The following is a 19518-nucleotide window of genomic DNA, read 5'->3' as shown; positions in this document are numbered from 1 at the left end:
ATGAATGAACGCCGCTATCGCCGCATTTGCCAAATGATGGCGATGCGGCAACCTGACCTAACTCTCTGTCTTGAAGAAATTCACAAACCTCACAATGTTTCCGCTATTGTACGTAGCGCTGACGCCGTAGGGGTCCATCAAATTCATGCTATTTGGCCCGACCAACAGATGAGGCTCTCTGTCTCCTCAGCCGCGGGAAGCAATAGTTGGGTAAAAATCATTTCGCATCAATCAACTGAAGATGCGATTACCCAAATAAAATCACAAAATATGCAAGTTCTAGCAACCAACTTATCTGAGCATGCGGTTGATTTTCGCGAGATTGATTATACCCGTCCAACTTGTATTATGATGGGGCAAGAGAAAAAAGGAATTTCACAACAAGCTCTCACATTAGCGGATAGCCATATCATCATTCCAATGGCAGGCATGGTGCAATCTCTAAACGTTTCAGTTGCTTGTGCATTAATCCTATATGAAGCACAAAGGCAACGGCAGCAAGCGGGCATGTATGAACGCGAATACAGCCTACTATCGCCACATGAACAACAAGAATGGCTATTTGAAGGTGGCTACCCTGTACTGGCAGAGGTTGCTAAACGTAAAGGCCTTCCTCGCCCATTTATTAATGATCAGGGGCAGATTGAAGCTGATGACGAATGGTGGGTACAAATGCAATTAACTGAAAAAATGAAAAGACGGCAATTTGGTTAAGGAAAAGGACATAATATGAATAATGGGCTACTTGATACCATTTCTCTGACCTCATTGCATGGAATTGGTGCAAGCCAGTCAGAAAAGATGCGTAAAATCGGTTTGAACACCGTTCAAGATCTGCTCCTCCATTTTCCTCTTCGCTACGAAGACCATACCCGCCTTTACCAAATCAAAGATCTTTTACCTGGAACTACAGCAACTATTACTGGCGAGGTGTTACAAACAAAAGTTGTCTTTGGACGACGAAGGATGATGACTTGCCTGATAACAGATGGAACCGGCAACCTCACCTTACGTTTTTTCAATTTTTCTGCGGCGATGAAAAACAACTTAGCCGAAGGGCGTCGGGTTACAGCTTATGGTGAAGTACGTCGAGGAAATACAGGCCCAGAAATTATTCACCCTGAATATAAAGTTTCTCAAGATGCCGATAATGTTACTTTACAAGAAAATTTAACACCGGTTTACCCCACAACAGAAGGGGTACGCCAAGCCACATTACGCAAAGTCATCGATCAAGCTCTTGCTCTGCTTAGTAATGGGAAAATTAAAGAACTACTTCCTGAAGAACTTAGCCGGGGGATGATTAGCTTACCAGATGCAATACGCCTGTTGCACACCCCTCCACCAAACGTCGCGTTGAGTGAACTGGAAAAAGGTCATCACCCAGCCCAAAAACGTTTAGTGCTTGAAGAGCTACTCGCTCACCACCTAAGTATGTTAGCGATCCGTGCAGGTAATGAGCGTCTGTATGCAGAGCCATTAATCAATAATGGTAAGCTAAAAACACAACTCTTAGCCCAACTTCCTTTTTCACCCACCAAGGCTCAAAATCGAGTTGTCAGTGAAATCGAAGCAGACCTTGCTAAAAACGCGCCTATGATGCGCTTAATTCAAGGTGATGTCGGGTCAGGGAAAACCCTTGTCGCGGCCTTAGCGGCTCTCTGTGCTATCGAGAATGGCAAACAAGTTGCCTTAATGGCACCTACCGAAATTTTAGCGGAGCAACATGCTAATACATTTAAGCAATGGTTCGAACCTTTAGGTATCAAAGTTGGCTGGCTCGCTGGGAAGCAAAAAGGTAAAGCACGCCAACAGCAACAAGAAGCGATAGCCAATGGTGAAGTGGCAATGGTTGTTGGGACGCATGCTATTTTCCAAGAACAAGTCAGCTTTAAAGCTTTAGGGCTGGTAATTATTGATGAACAACACCGCTTTGGGGTTCATCAGCGGCTCGCTCTGCGTGAAAAAGGCGAAAAACAAGGCTTCCACCCCCATCAATTAATTATGACCGCAACGCCCATTCCACGCACGCTAGCAATGACCGCCTATGCAGACTTAGATACATCAATTATTGATGAACTTCCACCGGGTCGAACACCTGTAACTACGGTTGCAATACCGGATACACGGCGTAATGATATTATCGAACGAGTTCGCCAAGCTTGTATCGAAGAAGGCCGCCAAGCCTATTGGGTATGCACTTTGATTGAAGATTCGGAATTATTAGAAGCTCAGGCCGCTCAGGTAACAAGTGAAGAATTAGCCCTAGCATTGCCTGAATTGAAAGTGGGTTTGGTACACGGTCGTATGAAACCCGCAGAAAAACAAAGCATCATGGCTGCTTTTAAAAATAATGAAATTCAGCTACTTGTTGCGACCACGGTTATTGAGGTCGGTGTAGACGTGCCTAATGCCAGTTTAATGATAATCGACAACCCTGAACGTTTAGGCCTCGCACAACTGCATCAATTAAGAGGGCGTGTAGGGCGAGGGGCTATCGCCTCCCACTGTGTATTACTCTATAAAACACCGTTAACTCACACCGCAAAGCAAAGGTTGCAAGTCTTACGAGACAGCAATGATGGTTTTGTGATCGCCCAAAAAGACCTTGAAATTCGCGGGCCTGGGGAGCTATTAGGGGCGAAGCAAACGGGTAATGCCGATTTTAAAGTCGCTGATTTATTACGCGACCAATATATGTTGCCAGAAGTGCAACGCATTGCTCGTCATATTCAGCAACACTACCCTGAAAACGCGCAGCAAATTATTGATCGCTGGTTACCAGAGCGGGAACAATATAGCCACGCTTAATTATTACATAGCAACCTATCATTATTGTTTATTCATATCTTAAAACGAAAATTGCCGTGAAAAATTTCACGGCAATACCTGCTTTACTTATTATTATTTAATCTATGTTATCCAGCAATCGTTGGAAATATCGGTAGCAATAGATACAGTTTAATCACGATTGCATTAACGATATCAATAAAGAATGCTCCAACCATTGGCACGACTAAGAATGCTAGGTGAGATGGGCCTAGCCTATCTGTTACCGCCTGCATATTTGCAATTGCAGTCGGTGTTGCACCAAGACCGAAGCCACAATGACCCGCAGCTAAAATAGCAGCGTCATAATTTTTGCCCATCACTCGGAAGGTGACAAAAATCGCATACCCTGCCATAACACAAGCTTGAACAGCCAAAATAACTATCATCGGAATTGCCAATGATGCTAATTCCCATAATTTTAAGCTCATTAATGCCATTGCTAAGAATAATGAAAGGCTGACGTTCCCCATGACGGAAACCGCGCGATCAAATACACGGTAAAAACCCAGCAATGATAAGCTATTACTTAAAATCACACCGACAAACAGCACACACACAAATTTCGGTAACGCGAACACTGTGTCCGCTAATAAACCTGCAATATAGCTTCCCACCAGCAAACAGATAGCAATTAATGCAATAGTTTCAATTAAAACCATTGAAGTGATCATTCGCCCTGATTGCGGTTTTTCAAATGCGCTAGGAACGTCTTTATCATCGTCAGTATTTCCCGGCGTTGGGATATTTCGAGTTAAGAAGCGAGCAACAGGCCCACCGATTAACCCACCCAGAACCAAACCAAACGTTGCACAAGCCATAGCAACTTCTGTTGCACTCTGGAAACCGTAACTCTCGGTAAAAATTTTACCCCATGCCGCACCAGTACCATGACCACCGGATAAAGTTACAGAACCCGCTAACAGCCCCATTAATGGATCTAGGCCAAGTAACTCAGCAAGAGCAATACCCACCGTGTTTTGAACAAGCAGTAACCCTACAACAACAAAAATGAAAATAAACAATGCCTTACCACCTGCCTTCAAACTCGCTAAGTTAGCATTTAGGCCGATTGTGGCAAAAAATGCCAGCATCATTGGTTCTTGCAGTGATAAGTCAAAAGAAAGGCTCCAGTCAAATAATTGCTTCAGCAATAAAAGACTAAAAGCGACTAACAACCCGCCCGCAACGGGCTCTGGGATAGTGTATTTTTCAAGAAAGGGAACTGATTTTACCAGTTTACGCCCAAGCAATAATACTAAGGTAGCAGCTACTAGCGTACCGTAGACATCGAGATGATACATTTACGTACCTCGTCTGTTGTTAAAATTATTAAAAACCAATAAGACGTTAATATCTTCCTTAAAACGCCAAAAGCAGGTTATAGGATTAGAAAAAAAAACTGTTATAAATACAAGTTAAAAGATATAAAAATGTGACAGCGTTATTTAACTATCGTATAAAACTTTTTCTGCGCAAACGATTGCTTTTTAATTTCGCCGCATTACAATGCGTTTTTTGGTGGGGGAAATGAAGGCAATGAATACTGCAACGTCTGAAAAACAAACTACAGAAGCAACCATACAAACACAAAGTGAGCTTATCTATAAATTAGAAGACAAACCACCGCTACCACAGGCTCTGTTTGCCGCGGGGCAACACCTTCTGGCTATGTTTGTAGCTGTTATCACGCCAGCAATGTTAATTTGCCAAGCGCTTGGGCTACCAGCTCACGACACCCAACGTATTATTAGTATGTCCTTATTCGCTTCAGGGATTGCTTCTTTAATTCAAATTAGAGCATGGGGCCCTATTGGTTCAGGTTTACTTTCTATTCAAGGCACCAGTTTTAACTTTGTTGCACCTTTAATCATGGGCGGAGTCGCACTAAAGCAAGGTGGGGCAGATATTCCCTCAATGATGGCAGCACTATTTGGTACTTTACTCGTTGCCGCACTAACTGAAGTGATTCTTTCCCGCTTCTTACATTTAGCTCGCCGCGTCATCACACCGTTAGTGTCTGGTGTTGTGGTCATGATCATCGGGTTATCGTTAATTCAAGTTGGCCTAACATCCATCGGTGGTGGCTACGGTGCAATTAGCGACAATACCTTCGGTTCCCCCGATTATTTAATTTTAGCGGGAGTGGTACTCGCCGTTATTATTTTATTAAATCGCCAGAAAAACCCGTACTTACGTGTTGCTTCACTCGTCATTGCCATGGCTGTCGGCTATATTGTTGCTTGGTGGATGGACATGTTGCCAACTGCGCAACCAGCAGAAGCTAACCAAGCGATAATTACCGTACCAGAACCGTTTTATTATGGGTTATCATTTGATTGGAACCTACTCGTCCCACTTATTCTTATTTTTATGGTGACCTCTTTAGAAACGATTGGTGATATCACTGCGACTTCGGATGTATCAGAACAACCCGTTCGTGGTCCTTTGTATATGAAACGTATTAAAGGTGGGGTGCTCGCTAATGGTTTAAACTCAATGGTTTCTGCTGTATTTAATACCTTTCCGAACTCCTGCTTTGGGCAAAATAACGGGGTGATCCAGTTAACAGGGGTCGCTAGCCGCTACGTCGGTTATATCGTCGCCTTAATGCTCGTATTGCTAGGTTTATTCCCTGCTGTTGCAGGCTTTGTACAGCAAATCCCTGAACCTGTTCTGGGTGGCGCGACCATCGTGATGTTCGGCACTATCGCCGCGTCAGGTGTACGTATTGTGTCTAGAGAGCCATTAAATCGTCGAGCAATCATGATAATCGCCCTTTCACTTGCGGTAGGAATGGGGGTCTCACAGCAACCTCTGATCCTACAATTTGCGCCCGACTGGCTAAAAACCTTATTTTCTTCTGGAATTGCTGCCGGTGGTTTAACTGCAATTGTTCTGAATTTAGTCTTTCCTCTCGAAAAATAAGCTTTCATTTTAACCGTCAGAGTTGAATATTCTGGCGGTTCTTCTGTATGCTATCCTTAAACTGCCGCGATATTAAACAAGTCTCTATCTTGTTATCCACCCACATGATGAAGGAGTAGCAAGCCGTGAAATGGTTAATCAAATTTGTTACCTATGCACTTTTGCTACTATTACTTCTATTTATTTTTGCCTATATTGGCTTACAGACGCGTCTAGGAGCCTCCTATTCCAGCCAATTTTTAAGTCAATTTACCCGTTATGATATTAATGTCGGGGTCATGGGGCATGAGTTTTCCAACCCTGGGGAATTTATCTTTCAAGATGTTAAGTTAGCTTCAGAAGACAAAAACCTCGCCTTGGATGCACGGCAAATTGTCGTCGATATCAACTGGCGTAATTTATTCAGTGGAAATGCTATTCGGCGTTTTGTTATTACACAAGGTGACTTGTCAGCTGCCATCACACAAGGGGAAATGCCCTTACCTATCACTGCGGATATCTTGCAATTCGAGAACAGTAAAATTCTGCTAAAACAAGGTGATGATGATATTCAGGTTGATGGGTTCACTGGGGGAATAACACCTTGGCAACCAACAGTTAACTCCCCTTTTGGCTATGGTGATTTTCGTTTTACAGCCAACCAATTAAAAATGAATAAACTGTCGTTAAAAAATGTCGCAGTGACAGGGAAACGGCAAACGCAAGCCACTGAAATTAGCAAAGCAAGTGCCTACCTAAATAATGGCTATGTCTCAGGGGAAGGTAAACTATTTGCTGATGGTTCAATCACAATCGGTTCTCTCATCATGAATAAAGTGGGCTGGGAAAACAGTATTGATTTCGATACATTATTTACTGCGATTAAAAGTGATAGAACCATAAAAATCAAAAACCTTGAATTAGCCAATATTGATATTCAAGGTAAAGATTGGGCTCTTTCAGGGCTGAGTACTGAAATCGACCACCTTGACCTCGTTCGGGGAAGTTGGTCTAGCCCTAAAAGTAAAATCAGTTTCAATGTTGAGCAACTGGTTGTGAAAAACCAACAACTCAGCACACTGATTGGCGAATTAAATATTGATGGCGATGCCCTTAATATCGATAAGCTATCTGGTTACTACAATAAAGGGGTATTCAACCTAAACGGCACTTGGCAACGTAATGACCAAGTACTGACCATCAATGAAGGCAAGCTAGCGGGTATTTTGTACACATTACCTGAAACATGGCTATCCTTCTTGGCAGAGCCAGCTCCTGCATGGTTATCTGGGTTATCCATCAAGAAATTTAGCTTATCTCAGTCTCTGTTAATGAATATCCAACCCGAGTTCCCTTTCGAGTTTACAGCGTTAAGTGCCAACATTGAAAACGTTGATTTGGTCAAACAAAAACAATGGGGAGTTTGGAGCGGTAAAGCGACGTTTAATGCAGATAGCGGCACAATTAACCAAGTTCCAGTTCGACGTCCATTCTTAGAAGTTCGTCAAAGTGGCAAATCTTCAGCCGCTGCAAGTTTAACGGTCAGTACTGATAAAGGTATCAGCAAAATCGGTTTGCTGGTTAAGCAAACGCCAAATAAAGTGCCATTCCTGTTACGTGCATCCGGTTCTAATATTGATTTAACTGATTTAAATCAGTGGGGCTGGTCTGGTTTCCCAGCACAGGTTATTGGTGATTTTGATGCGACTCTACAAGGCGATTTACTCGCACCGTCTCTCTCAAAAAGCCTAAACGGGGAGCTAATGGCCGTTCCGTTACAAGGTAAACGTATGTTCAGAACCGTTGTTAACGGGGTAGTGACTTCTTCAGTTGAAACCGAAGCAGAACAACCGCCAATGGAAGGAGCAATACTTCAAGAAGAGGTCCCTGTACTAGGTACGCCATAATAAACACAAAACTAAGGCAGGTAACGCTAATTATATAAATTACCTGCCTCTGTTATTTAATAATCAAAAATATACTTTATTTTGTTGTTTCAATGGGTAATACCATATAAGTCCCACTAAAAACAGCACCCACTTGGTTATCAGTATTACTTACCTCGACCTTAAGTTTCACTCGGGCTCGGCTGCCACGAGCTAATCGGTCAAGGTCACCACTCATATTTGCTAAATCAGCAGTGGCGGTTGGCCTACCACTGACAGGCTTACCGTAGCGGATATTCGCATCCACTAACACAATCTCACCGCCTAACTGGTGTTCCTGCATCAATAACCAAATTAACCCCCAACCCGTTAATGTTGCTAACGAAAATTGGCTGCCTGCGAAAATAGTTTCATGGGGATTTTGATTGCCCGCTTCGGGCATGGTTGTTATAAAGCGAGTCCCTGTGTACTGCTCTATCCGTACTCCCATTTTCTCGCTCAATGGTATGTATTTATACCAAGCTTGTTGCAATTCACCGCACCAATCTGGACGGTGTAAAATTTGATCTAAGGTTTCAATCGGTTTAATCATCAAATAATGACGAACTGGTGTTTTTAACTGCCCTGCGACTATCCCGCGATTTGCAAACCCCATTTTATCGAAAAAAGGAACCGCTTCTTCACGCACACTGGATACAATCCGCTTCACCCCTTCTTGGCGTGCAACAGACTCAAGTGCCATGATAATCAGCTTCCCCAGCCCTTTACCTTGCATTACTGGGTTGACGGCTAAAAAACGGATCGCACCTTCGTTATCTGCATTAATATATAAGCGGCCGATCGCAAGAATACGGTTTTTATCATCAACAACCATTTGATGATGTGCAGTGGCATCATAGCCATCTTTCTCTGAACCTAGGGGTTGATTAAAAGGTTTTCTCAACATTTCCCAACGAAAATGGTAGTAAGTTGCAAACTCAAGTTCATCTTTCGGCGTACGTAGATGGTACATCGTTTCCCCCTTAAAAAGTTGATTCACACCTGTAGCCAGAAGGTGACCGGTCCATCATTAGTTAAATTGACTTGCATATCTGCAGCAAACTGGCCTGTTTGCGTATTAATGCCTTGTTGGCGGCTTTGCTCAACAAAGTATTGATACAAGCGGTCTGCACGCTCTGGCTCTGCCCCACCAGAAAAGCTGGGTCTCATACCCTTTTTGGTATCTGCGGCTAAAGTAAATTGCGAAACAACCAGTAAACTACCGCCAGCTTGTTGGACGTTTAAGTTCATTTTTCCTTGTTCGTCACTAAAAATACGGTAGCCCAGCACCTTTTCACATAAACGCTTTGCCTTTTGCTCATCATCGTCTTTTTCGACACCAAGCAAAACCAGTAGACCTGAATCAATTTGCCCTACGGCGGTTTCATCAACAACGACACTCGCGTGAGTGACTCTCTGAATTAATGCAATCATGTTTACTCTATAACAAAAAGATGGAGCAACGTTTTACAGTTACTCCATTATAAAAACCAGTAAGTTACTTAACTTCGGCACTAAAATCGTAAGTCCGGAAATATTCGGGAATGGTGTCTTTACTGGTAACATGGATACTGCGAATGCCAAGTGCTTCCGCGGCTTTTACATTTTCCTCAACATCATCAAAGAAAATAGCATCTGCAGCATCAAATTCTTCAGATTGCAGAACATATTCATAAATTTCCGGGTCAGGCTTACGCATGCCTAAATCTTGGGATAGGTAAAGGAAATCAGAGCTAGCTGCAATTTCTGGGTAGTGTTCTGGCCAATAGTCTAAATGTAGGCGATTCGTATTTGATAAGACGACAACACGGTGCCCTTGTTCGCGCAAGCGCTCCATGATATCAATCACTTCAGCTCTTAACGAAATAAAAATAGCATGCCAGCCTTCAGCAAAATCTTCAAAGCTCAGTGTAATGCCCATTTCTTCACACAGAAGCTCTGCGAACTCGATATCTGAAATTTTGCCACATTCATGCAATTGAAAGATATTACCAAAAGAAAACCGCGATTTGATTTCTTCACTTGGTGTACCACTAAGCTCAGCCCATTTATCAAACACACGATTAAAGTCGATATCAATAATCACATTACCCATATCGAAGATATACAGCATAAATTTTCCTCATTGTTATTCACTAAATTTACTTTAATCATTATTCATGCAACTGAACAGCCCTAATTGGTGATATTTCACGTTATTTTGTCAAAATATTGGTGAACCACTGACTCAGGAAACCGCCTTACTTAACCATTCCTTTAATAGATAAATGCAAAAATATTATCTGCCTACCTTATTCCCATCATCATTATTACGGCAATAAATACGAAATAATCGGGCTAGGTGCTCCCCTGCGGGTGTCAATGTGGCATCTCTTCGTTGAACCAAAGCAAAGGTGGCATAGGGTAATTGTTCTTTTAAATCTAAAGCGATATACCTTTGTTCGAATAACGGCTCGTCGATCGTATCCACAGAAACAATGGTTAGAAAATCGCTTTGAGCAACTAAACTTAAGCAGCCAATTAACGTTTCGCAAGTTACGCTAAAGACCATGGGACGCTCCATCAACGAAAAAACGTCAGCAAGTTGCTTATAATACGTCCCCTTGGGAGTTGGCATCGTCCAATCACAATCAACCAACTCACTCAAAGATTTCGCATGCCGTAAAGGATGGTCTTTACGCATAATCACCTTGTACTCTTTTTGCATCAGCCGCTCAAAATTAAATTCTGCGTCTAAACTGCCTGGGTAATATGTATTAATCGTAAAATCCAGCTCTCCTTGCCTTAGCTGAGTTAACATGGTTAGTAGCTGCCCTTCCATGATACGCAATTTAATATTGGGGAAATCGCGGTGAAATTGTGTGACGACTTTAGGCATCAAAGAACGAGCGATACTCCCTGCCACACCAATATTGACAGTCCCGCCAATCAAACCAATCCGTTGGGAGATTTCCTCCTGCCCAACCCTTAACTCTTCAAGAATTAAGCTCGCACGCCTTAAAAAACCCTCACCGCATTCTGTTAAGTAAATCCCTTGGTTGCTGCGAATAAATAACTTTGCCCCTAACGTACTTTCTAATTCACGAATCGATTTCGTTAGTGCCGGTTGGGAGAGTTGTAAAAAACGGCTAGCGGCTCGAATGCTGCCATGACGGCTTACCTCTACAAATGCCCTAAGCTGATTCAATTTTATTGCTGGAGCCATGTGTTTACCCCGATAACTTTTAGTTATATAGCGAAAGATAATTGTATCTTTTTTGCTCTGATTTGATTGTGTAAAGTCTAAAAACAAAGAAACAAATAATTAACATTTAGCCTTTTAAAATAATTTTTAAAGGTAAAAAATACATCAGCATCTAAATAAATTTATTTTTAATTAATAAACAAAATTTTATCTCGCTAAATGTTAATAATTCGTAATCAAACATAACAGAATTTACTTTTTTTGTGATAACTAAAAGAGATAAAAAATGGATACTGACTTATATGCCACTATCAATCAAATGGCACAGCAGTTACAGACATGGCGTCGAGATTTTCACCAATATGCAGAGTCTGGTTGGTTAGAATTTCGTACTGCGACTCTAGTAGCAGAAGAGCTGCATCAGCTTGGCTACCAATTACAACTTGGCAAAGAAGTGATTAAAGCTGACGCTAGAATGGGGCTCCCTTCTCCTGCTGAATTAGAAAAACAAGAAAAAAGAGCAATTGAGCAAGGGGCTCTTACCCAATGGCTAGGGCATTTCTCTGGGGGGTTTACAGGAATTGTCGCGACATTAGATACCGAAAGACCCGGTCCAACTCTAGCTTTCCGAGTCGATATGGATGCCCTTGACCTAAACGAAGACCTTTCGTGCCAACACCGTCCTTACAATGAAGGGTTTGCCTCTTGTAACCCACACATGATGCATGCCTGTGGTCATGATGGCCATACCGCTATTGGATTAGGGCTTGCGCATGTTCTCAAACAATACGAATCCAAACTCTCCGGTCGTATTAAAATTATTTTCCAACCAGCGGAGGAAGGCACTCGCGGCGCGAAATCCATGATGGAGGCAGGTGTTGTCGATGATGTCGATTTTTTTGTTGCTATTCACCTTGGAACTGGAGTCCCACAAGGCGAAGTCGTTTGTGGCAGCAGAAACTTTTTAGCGACAACTAAATTTGATGTTACTTATCAAGGTGTTGCTGCTCATTCAGGTGCAAAACCTGAAGATGGTAAAAATGCATTACTGGCCGCAGCCCATGCGACTTTAGGCTTATATGGCATTCCACGCCATAGTGAAGGTAGTTCTCGAATAAATGTTGGGGTTTTACAAGCAGGGATCGGTCGAAATGTCATTCCAGACTCTGCGTTATTAAAAGTAGAAACTCGAGGTGAAACTAATGAAATTAATGAGTTTATCTATCAAAAAGCCCTAAATATCGTCGAGGGTGCAGCCAAGATGCAAGATGTTTCCGTTGATATTAAATTAATGGGCGCTGCACAAAGTAGCCATCCAAGTCCACAATGGGTTGATTTTATTTGCGATTTGGCTCAAGCCCACCTCCCTGAATTCACATCTGTGGTGAAAGACCGCTCCCAAGCCGCGGGCTCTGAAGATGCGACCTACTTTATGGAGCGCGTCAAACAACTCGGGGGACAAGCAACTTATATGATTTTTGGCACCCAGCTCAGCGCGGGTCACCACAATGAGCGCTTTGATTTCGATGAACAAGTGATGACGACCGCCGTTAAAACGCTGTCCACTATCGCCCTGCATTTACCTGAATTCGGAGCTCAAAATGGATAATACATTTACATCATTTATTAATGATTATATTGAAAAAAACCAACATCAATTCACTACATTAAGTGATGATATTTGGGATCATCCAGAAACACGTTTTGAAGAAACTTACTCATCGACTCTGCTCGCTGATGCGTTAGAAAAGGAAGGTTTTCACGTCGAAAGAGGCGTTGGTAATATCGAAACCGCTTTTATCGCAAGTTACGGTTCAGGCACTCCCGTTATTGCACTACTCGGGGAATTCGATGCCCTTGCAGGCCTGAGCCAACATTCGGCATGCAGTGAACCTAGCCCAGTTATTGAAAATGGAAATGGCCACGGCTGTGGTCACAATTTGTTAGGTACCGCTGCCTTATCCGCCGCTTATGCAGTCAAAGCATGGCTAAAAGAAAATAACTTATCGGGTACGGTACGTTTCTATGGCTGTCCGGGTGAAGAAGGCGGTTCAGGTAAAACCTTCATGGTGAGGGAAGGACTATTCAATGATGTTGATGCCGCAATTACTTGGCATCCAGAATCTTTTAGTGGCGTCTTCAACGTCAAGTCTCTTGCTAATATTCAAACGGCTTTTCGTTTTAAAGGTATTGCATCACATGCAGCAAACTCACCTCATCTTGGACGTAGTGCTTTAGATGCAGTAACGCTCATGAATGTCGGCGTTCAGTTTCTACGCGAACACATTATTCAAGAGGCACGCATTCATTATGCCGTCACCAATACGGGCGGTGCCTCTCCAAATGTCGTACAAGCAGATGCAGAGGTTCTTTACCTTGTGCGCGCTCCGCAGCTCGATGAAGCGCAAGATATTTACCAACGCGTTATTAAGATTGCTGAAGGCGCGGCCTTAATGACCGGCACTCAGTTAGAGGTGCGTTTTGACAAAGCATGTTCAAACTATGTACCGAATCGCACTCTAGAACATGCGATGTTTAATCATATTACGGAATTTGGCATCCCTGAATATACAGAACAAGAACGCCAATTCGCTGAACAAATCTATAGCACTCTGACTAAAGATGATTTGCGCAATGCCAAATTGAATGCAGCTCGTAGTGGCGGTGAAAAAGGGGTGCTTTGGTGTGAAAGGCAAGGTAATAAAGTACTCACTGACGAAGTGCTACCTTACGTTGAGTCAAAAGAATTAATGTATGGCTCAACAGATGTAGGAGATGTCAGTTGGGTGACCCCTACTGCGCAGTGTTTTAGCCCATGCTTCGCATTCGGTACCGCACTACATACATGGCAGTTAGTCGCTCAGGGGCGCACATCCATTGCTCATAAAGGAATGCTGCTCGCAGGAAAAATTATGGCATCCAGTGCACTTGAGTTGTTCTTAAAACCAGAATTATTAGCACAAGCTAAAGCTGAGTTTCATCAACAAAGACAAACCGCACCCTATCAATGCCCTATCCCTAAAGATGTAACGCCTTCAAAATTAAAGTAGTTCCTTATACTGGCGGGATTTATCCCGCTCAATAGTCATAACAATAACAATGAATACAGACACAAGGAAATTCTATGAGTGACACAACAACTCATCACAAAAGCCCCGGTGCGATTTTTCGCTGGATAGAGCGCGTGGGAAATAAAATACCTAACCCGTTTATTTTATTTGTTTATTTGATTGCGGTACTCATGATTGCTACTGCAATTTTGTCTTGGTTTGGTTTATCCGTTAAAAACCCAGCCAATGACGAAATGGTTAGCGTTAAAAATTTATTAAGCGTTGAGGGATTACAATGGATTTTGCCCAATATTGTTAAAAATTTTAGTAGTTTTGCCCCTCTTGGTGCCATTCTTGCACTGGTGATTGGTGCCGGTTTAGCCGAAAAAGTCGGTTTACTCCAAGCTCTGATGTATAAAATGGCTTCCGGCATTAATAAACGTTATGCCAGCTATATGGTGCTATTTATTGCTTTTTTTAGCCATATCTCTTCTGATGCTGCGCTGGTCGTCATGCCACCCTTAGGGGCGCTAATTTTTATTGCTGTAGGCCGTCATCCTGTTGCTGGCTTACTAGCTGCAATTGCAGGGGTCGCTTCAGGTTTTACTGCTAACTTATTGATTGTCACGACGGATGTCTTATTGTCAGGGATAAGTACAGAAGCGGCCATGATCATTGACCCAAGCCTTCATGTTAGTGTTATTGATAACTGGTATTTTATGGCTACGTCAGTGATTGTACTCACGATTGCGGGGGCACTACTTACTGATAAATTTATCGAACCTCGCCTGCCTATATGGGAAGGCACATCCCATGACCGAATCGAACAATTAACACCAATTCAAAACCGTGGATTATTGATGAGTGGGCTGTCTGCATTAGTTTTTATCGGTCTAGTGGCTTTACTTGTTGTGCCTGAAGGTGCCCCACTACGCGATCCAATCACCAATACAGTGATCCCATCCCCTTTCATTAAAGGGATTGTTCCTGTCATTATTATTTTCTTTTTCGTGGTCTCCATTACCTATGGTGTATCAACAAAGCAAATCAAAAAGCCTAATGATATTCCTGATTTATTAGTTGACCCAATGAAAAGTATGGCAGGGTTTATTGTTATGGTTTTCCCCCTTTCACAATTCGTTGCTTTTTTTAACTGGAGTAACATGGGGAAATTTATGGCGATTGGGTTAACCGACTTACTGGAAGCCCTTGGTATGACCGGAGTACCTGCGTTTATTGGTTTGATGTTCCTATCCGCTTTCCTTTGTATGTTTATCGCAAGTGGTTCAGCTATCTGGTCGATCCTCGCCCCAATATTTGTTCCTATGTTTGTGCTACTAGGTTTTCACCCTGCATTTGCTCAGATTGTGTTTCGTATCGCAGATTCAGCGGTGCTACCACTTGCACCTATGTCACCTTTTCTTCCTCTCTTTTTAGGTTTTTTACAACGCTACTATAAAAATGCACAGCTCGGAACTTATTACACCTTAATATTACCGTATCCTATTGTCTTTTTTATAGTTTGGATGTTATTGCTTGTTGGCTGGTACTTTGCAGGACTGCCTATAGGGCCGGGTGTTTACCCACAGCTCAACCCATAAAAAAGGCGCCTTTCGGCGCCTTCTTATTAACTAATTTAACTAAAAATTAGTCTTCTTTTGTACGGCTCGCGCGACGACGATCGTTTTCAGTCAGGTGACGCTTACGCAGACGAATAGACTGCGGAGTCACTTCAACTAATTCATCATCATCAATAAACTCAAGAGCTTGTTCCAGAGTCATTTTAATTGGTGGTGATAATGTTGTCGCTTCATCAGTACCTGACGCACGCATGTTAGTCAGTTTTTTACCCGTTAAGCAGTTAACTGTTAAGTCGTTAGAACGAGAGTGAATACCAATGATTTGGCCTTCATACACTTCTGCACCGTGACCTAAGAATAACTTACCACGATCTTGTAAGCTGTACAGTGCATAAGCAACTGCTTTACCTTGACCGTTAGAGATCAGAACACCGTTCTGACGACCACCGATTTCGCCTGGGCGAACATCGTCGTAATGGCTGAATGTAGAGTACAGTAAACCAGTACCTGAGGTCATCGTCATGAATTCTGTACGGAAACCAATCAAACCACGGCTTGGGATAATGTAGTCAAGACGCACACGGCCTTTACCATCTGGCATCATGTCACGTAGGTCACCTTTACGCTCACCTAACGCTTTCATCACATCGCCTTGGTTTTGCTCTTCAACGTCTAAAGTAACTTGTTCGAATGGCTCTTGTTTACGGCCATCGATTTCACGAATGATAACTTTCGGACGAGAAACGGCTAATTCGAAACCTTCACGACGCATATTTTCAATCAGAACAGATAAGTGAAGTTCACCACGACCAGAAACACGGAATGCATCTGGGTCTTGAGTTTCTTCAACACGTAGTGCCACGTTGTGCACCAGTTCTTTATTCAGGCGGTCAAGGATTTGACGTGAAGTCACAAATTTACCTTCTTTACCGCAGAATGGTGAGGTGTTAACACAATAGAACATGCTAACTGTTGGCTCATCAACGGCTAATGCAGGCAGAGCTTCAACGCTACCCACTTGGCAAATCGTGTCAGAAATATTCAGTTCACCTAAACCAGTTAGAGCAACGATATCGCCCGCATCGGCTTGCTGTGAGTCAATTCGCTCTAAACCTAAGTGTGTCAGAACTTTACCGATTTTACCGTTGCGAGTTTTGCCTTCGCTATCGATAACAGTGACTTGTTGGTTTGGCTTCACAACACCACGTTTAATACGGCCAATACCGATTACGCCTAAGTAGCTGTTGTAATCTAATTGCGATACTTGCATCTGGAATGGACCATCGATGTCAACTGCTGGCGGCGCAACGTGCTCTACGATAGCTTCGTACAGTGGCGTCATGTCTTCAGCCATTTCAGTATGGTCAAGACCTGCAATACCGTTTAATGCAGATGCATAAACGATAGGGAAATCGAGTTGCTCATCCGTTGCACCTAAGTTCACGAATAAGTCGAATACTTGGTCTACAACCCAATCAGGGCGTGCACCTGGGCGGTCAACTTTGTTGATAACAACAATAGGACGTAAGCCGTGGTCGAACGCTTTTTGCGTTACGAAGCGAGTCTGTGGCATTGGGCCATCCATCGCATCAACAACCAGCAGAACGCAGTCAACCATAGACATAACGCGCTCAACCTCACCACCAAAGTCGGCGTGGCCTGGGGTGTCTACGATGTTAATGTGATAACCATTCCATTGGATAGCGGTATTTTTAGCAAGGATGGTAATACCACGCTCTTTCTCCAAGTCGTTGGAGTCCATAACACGCTCATCAACAGTTTCACGTTCACCGAACGTACCTGACTGCTGCAGTAATTTACCAACCAGTGTGGTCTTGCCATGGTCAACGTGAGCGATGATGGCGATGTTTCTTAAATTTTGAATTGACAAGGATTTTTACCGTTTAATTGACAGGAAAGGAATATGCTTTTTTAGCCGTTATTATCGACCAAAACATACTTTCTACGTTAATTTGCTGTTATTTTACACGTTTTTCCGCAGAAGTGGAATAAATGTGAAACCCATCACTGTATAAAAAGTTTTTAACGAAAAAACATTCAGTTGCATAACAGCGCCAAAATACCCAATAAAATAGTGAGTATCAGCACTAATAATTCACAAAGTAGCAGAATAATACGCTAAAAACTCAATATTAGCAGCCAAAAAAAAGAATATAAAATAGACTTTCTTTCTTAACTACCTTTTTTAATGTCTTTTTGTGTAATTTAGATATATCTAAATTGACTAATTAGATATATCTAAATATAGTGAAACGACAAAATAGATTCGATATATCTAAAGTTACAAGCTAAGGAATAACTATATGCTAATTAAATCTTGTCGTCATGTATATTATGCACAGCATGACGAAAATCAGCATGACCACCACCATAACGGCTGTCATGGTAATCATCGTCATGAACACAAAGAATGTTGCCATGGTGAAGGCCGTCATAGTCACAGACACAGTGAAGAACGCTGCCACGGTGAAGGCCGTCATAGTCACAGACACAGTGAAGAACGCTGCCACGGTGAAGGCCGTCATGGTCACGGACATGGTGAAAAATGCTGCCACGGTGAAGGCCGTCATGGCCACGGACATGGCGGTGAGCGCCAAAGGGGTCGAGGAAGAGGCAAAGGTCTGCGTCGTCTATTTGACCATGGTGACCTTCATATTATGGTTCTTTCATTAGTTGCCAAAAAACCAAGTTATGGCTATGAGATAATTAAAGATATTCAAGAAGCCTCTAACGGTCTTTATGTGCCTAGCCCTGGTGTAATCTACCCAACTCTTACACTACTAGAAGAACAAGGCTTCTTGGAATCACAAATTGTTGAGCGGAACCGTAAAAGCTTTACTATCACGCCTGAAGGAGCATCGCATTTAGCTCAGAATAAAGACATCGAAGTGGTGATTGCCCGTAAACTGGCAAAAGCACGCGATATGCAACAAGGTGGTAATTTAGCGGAAGACATTGAAATGGCGGTCAGTCGTTTTAAAGCATTATTACGCCATAAAATGGTTTTAAAGCAACTCAATGAAGAACAAACTCGCCAAATTGCATCCATCATCAATGATGCAGTAAAACAAATTGAAGAAGTGAATACGTTACTAACCAATAGTAACGATGAATAATGTAAGAGGCCCATATTCTTTGTTATATGGGCTTTCTTTATATATACGAGTTCTACTCTTCTCGCATCTCAGAATAAATAACATGAAATATTCTGTTTATAGTTTATACTATAAACAATTGAGTATTTGGAATGATAATAACATTTATGAATAATTCAAAAAAAATCTTTTTTATTTCATCTATAGCAATTATAACGGGGCTATTGCTCATTAGTTGCAAAATTAAAAGCGATAACATTTTATCTTACTCTACAAATAATTTTTTTTTTCAATTAGATAAAGAATGTATCGAATCATATAAGGATGAATCAAAAAATAATGAACATATTGTTTTTATAACACTTAGCAATACAAATAATTGCCGACCTAAACTATATGATTTTCTAACCAAAAATAAAAATAAAAAAATGAATGTTTATTTTAATAACGTTCTTATTCAAAAAAACATTCATTTAGGAAACATCCATTCATTAGATTATGGTTTTTACCAAAATCTAAACAATCAATCTAATTTAAATTTATTTAAATCTTTGATGAATAAGTAAAGTTAGCATAAAGCCACTTTTATATTTAGTACCTAACTTCTATCGTCGCCCTACTGAATGGCTCTTAAACCTAATCCGCTCTTGTCCTGCCCCATTATTTCCATTAATTCTATATGAGCCAGGCCCCATAGTACGAACGGTTCTATCACCTGAATTGGTTACATATTGTATTTCAGCATCAAATGTTGATTGCAGACTTGATACTGCATCAAATGAAACAGTATAAGCGCTATTCCCTACGTGCGTATGAAGATTAACCCACGGTCCCCATGCTAATGGTGGAGCCCAACCTTGAGATCTTGCCATATATTTATACCCCTATTAACTATGTCGTCACTTTTCCACATAAATATTATGTAAA

Annotated in this window: 16 protein-coding genes; 9 read left to right on the top strand and 7 right to left on the bottom strand. The window is 42.0% G+C overall.

Annotated elements, in window-relative coordinates; genetic code table 11:
* Together trmH and recG are read left to right on the top strand one after the other, a co-directional pair.
* Entirely contained in the window at nucleotides 1-714 is a 714-nt protein-coding gene (gene trmH, locus ABE954_RS01625; protein WP_042847682.1) for a tRNA (guanosine(18)-2'-O)-methyltransferase TrmH, read from the top strand.
* Nucleotides 715-729: 15 nt separating this feature from the next.
* Entirely contained in the window at nucleotides 730-2811 is a 2082-nt protein-coding gene (gene recG, locus ABE954_RS01620) for an ATP-dependent DNA helicase RecG (protein ID WP_042847683.1), read from the top strand.
* Nucleotides 2812-2918: 107 nt separating this feature from the next.
* On the opposite strand, the gene gltS is transcribed toward recG, so the two are convergent.
* On the bottom strand, nucleotides 2919-4133 hold the full coding sequence (gene gltS / locus ABE954_RS01615; protein WP_042847684.1) for a sodium/glutamate symporter: 1215 nt from the start codon (nucleotides 4131-4133) through the stop codon (nucleotides 2919-2921).
* 235 nt (nucleotides 4134-4368) lie between these two features.
* On the opposite strand from gltS, the gene ABE954_RS01610 reads away from it, so the two are divergent.
* Together ABE954_RS01610 and ABE954_RS01605 are read left to right on the top strand one after the other, a co-directional pair.
* On the top strand, nucleotides 4369-5757 hold the full coding sequence (locus tag ABE954_RS01610; RefSeq protein ID WP_042847810.1) for a uracil-xanthine permease family protein: 1389 nt from the start codon (nucleotides 4369-4371) through the stop codon (nucleotides 5755-5757).
* Between the two features lie 125 nt (nucleotides 5758-5882).
* Complete coding sequence (locus tag ABE954_RS01605) at nucleotides 5883-7643, top strand: AsmA family protein (protein WP_210814530.1); 1761 nt, start codon at nucleotides 5883-5885, stop codon at nucleotides 7641-7643.
* A 76-nt stretch (nucleotides 7644-7719) separates the two neighbouring features.
* Here the strand turns inward: ABE954_RS01605 and fabY are convergent, their stop codons facing one another.
* The 4 genes from fabY to ABE954_RS01585 all read right to left on the bottom strand — a co-directional run bounded on the left by fabY (nucleotide 7720) and on the right by ABE954_RS01585 (nucleotide 10866).
* Nucleotides 7720-8634: a fatty acid biosynthesis protein FabY gene (fabY, locus tag ABE954_RS01600; protein ID WP_042847688.1), complete on the bottom strand. Its 915-nt coding sequence runs from the start codon at nucleotides 8632-8634 to the stop codon at nucleotides 7720-7722.
* Nucleotides 8635-8657: 23 nt separating this feature from the next.
* Nucleotides 8658-9095, bottom strand: coding sequence for a D-aminoacyl-tRNA deacylase (gene dtd / locus ABE954_RS01595; protein WP_042847691.1), 438 nt, complete (start codon nucleotides 9093-9095; stop codon nucleotides 8658-8660).
* Nucleotides 9096-9159: 64 nt separating this feature from the next.
* On the bottom strand, nucleotides 9160-9774 hold the full coding sequence (yihX, locus tag ABE954_RS01590; RefSeq protein WP_042847693.1) for a glucose-1-phosphatase: 615 nt from the start codon (nucleotides 9772-9774) through the stop codon (nucleotides 9160-9162).
* Nucleotides 9775-9939: 165 nt separating this feature from the next.
* Nucleotides 9940-10866 (bottom strand): LysR family transcriptional regulator, encoded by a 927-nt coding sequence (locus ABE954_RS01585; protein ID WP_071547616.1) that lies wholly within the window; start codon nucleotides 10864-10866, stop codon nucleotides 9940-9942.
* Between the two features lie 265 nt (nucleotides 10867-11131).
* On the opposite strand from ABE954_RS01585, the gene ABE954_RS01580 reads away from it, so the two are divergent.
* From ABE954_RS01580 to abgT, 3 genes are all read left to right on the top strand, one after another.
* Complete coding sequence (locus ABE954_RS01580; protein WP_206226946.1) at nucleotides 11132-12454, top strand: M20 family metallo-hydrolase; 1323 nt, start codon at nucleotides 11132-11134, stop codon at nucleotides 12452-12454.
* Complete coding sequence (locus ABE954_RS01575) at nucleotides 12447-13895, top strand: M20 family metallopeptidase (protein WP_042847700.1); 1449 nt, start codon at nucleotides 12447-12449, stop codon at nucleotides 13893-13895. The genes ABE954_RS01580 and ABE954_RS01575 overlap by 8 nt, the downstream gene beginning before the upstream one ends.
* A gap of 74 nt (nucleotides 13896-13969) precedes the next feature.
* Nucleotides 13970-15496: a p-aminobenzoyl-glutamate transporter gene (abgT, locus tag ABE954_RS01570; RefSeq protein ID WP_042847702.1), complete on the top strand. Its 1527-nt coding sequence runs from the start codon at nucleotides 13970-13972 to the stop codon at nucleotides 15494-15496.
* Between the two features lie 46 nt (nucleotides 15497-15542).
* On the opposite strand, the gene typA is transcribed toward abgT, so the two are convergent.
* The gene (typA, locus tag ABE954_RS01565) at nucleotides 15543-17366 is read right to left on the bottom strand and encodes a ribosome-dependent GTPase TypA (RefSeq protein ID WP_042847704.1); all 1824 of its coding nucleotides are present in this window, start codon (nucleotides 17364-17366) and stop codon (nucleotides 15543-15545) included.
* A gap of 433 nt (nucleotides 17367-17799) precedes the next feature.
* Here typA and ABE954_RS01560 point away from each other — a divergent pair, with 433 nt between their 5' ends.
* Both ABE954_RS01560 and ABE954_RS01555 read left to right on the top strand, forming a co-directional pair.
* The gene (locus ABE954_RS01560; RefSeq protein WP_247603825.1) at nucleotides 17800-18612 is read left to right on the top strand and encodes a PadR family transcriptional regulator; all 813 of its coding nucleotides are present in this window, start codon (nucleotides 17800-17802) and stop codon (nucleotides 18610-18612) included.
* Nucleotides 18613-18758: 146 nt separating this feature from the next.
* Nucleotides 18759-19157, top strand: coding sequence for a hypothetical protein (locus ABE954_RS01555; protein WP_371025706.1), 399 nt, complete (start codon nucleotides 18759-18761; stop codon nucleotides 19155-19157).
* A 39-nt stretch (nucleotides 19158-19196) separates the two neighbouring features.
* Here the strand turns inward: ABE954_RS01555 and ABE954_RS01550 are convergent, their stop codons facing one another.
* Nucleotides 19197-19463, bottom strand: a complete 267-nt coding sequence (locus ABE954_RS01550; protein ID WP_210814128.1) for a colicin Z C-terminal domain-related protein — start codon at nucleotides 19461-19463, stop codon at nucleotides 19197-19199.
* Between the last annotated feature and the right edge of the window lie 55 nt (nucleotides 19464-19518).

The sequence above is a fragment of the Providencia sp. TYF-12 genome (genome assembly GCF_041344805.1).
In the GTDB taxonomy this organism is placed as follows: Bacteria; Pseudomonadota; Gammaproteobacteria; order Enterobacterales; family Enterobacteriaceae; genus Providencia; species Providencia huashanensis.
This window is presented reverse-complemented; position numbering and strand designations above follow the sequence as displayed.

Bases quoted from the DNA above. Each gene is read 5' to 3' on its own strand.
- fabY (WP_042847688.1), bottom strand. From the start codon at position 8,634: ATGTACCATCTACGTACGCCGAAAGATGAACTTGAGTTTGCAACTTAC.
- ABE954_RS01585 (WP_071547616.1), bottom strand. From the start codon at position 10,866: ATGGCTCCAGCAATAAAATTGAATCAGCTTAGGGCATTTGTAGAGGTA.
- yihX (WP_042847693.1), bottom strand. From the start codon at position 9,774: ATGCTGTATATCTTCGATATGGGTAATGTGATTATTGATATCGACTTT.
- dtd (WP_042847691.1), bottom strand. From the start codon at position 9,095: ATGATTGCATTAATTCAGAGAGTCACTCACGCGAGTGTCGTTGTTGAT.
- ABE954_RS01550 (WP_210814128.1), bottom strand. From the start codon at position 19,463: ATGGCAAGATCTCAAGGTTGGGCTCCACCATTAGCATGGGGACCGTGG.
- abgT (WP_042847702.1), top strand. From the start codon at position 13,970: ATGAGTGACACAACAACTCATCACAAAAGCCCCGGTGCGATTTTTCGC.
- ABE954_RS01555 (WP_371025706.1), top strand. From the start codon at position 18,759: ATGAATAATTCAAAAAAAATCTTTTTTATTTCATCTATAGCAATTATA.
- recG (WP_042847683.1), top strand. From the start codon at position 730: ATGAATAATGGGCTACTTGATACCATTTCTCTGACCTCATTGCATGGA.
- ABE954_RS01610 (WP_042847810.1), top strand. From the start codon at position 4,369: ATGAATACTGCAACGTCTGAAAAACAAACTACAGAAGCAACCATACAA.
- trmH (WP_042847682.1), top strand. From the start codon at position 1: ATGAATGAACGCCGCTATCGCCGCATTTGCCAAATGATGGCGATGCGG.
- ABE954_RS01560 (WP_247603825.1), top strand. From the start codon at position 17,800: ATGCTAATTAAATCTTGTCGTCATGTATATTATGCACAGCATGACGAA.
- gltS (WP_042847684.1), bottom strand. From the start codon at position 4,133: ATGTATCATCTCGATGTCTACGGTACGCTAGTAGCTGCTACCTTAGTA.
- ABE954_RS01580 (WP_206226946.1), top strand. From the start codon at position 11,132: ATGGATACTGACTTATATGCCACTATCAATCAAATGGCACAGCAGTTA.
- ABE954_RS01575 (WP_042847700.1), top strand. From the start codon at position 12,447: ATGGATAATACATTTACATCATTTATTAATGATTATATTGAAAAAAAC.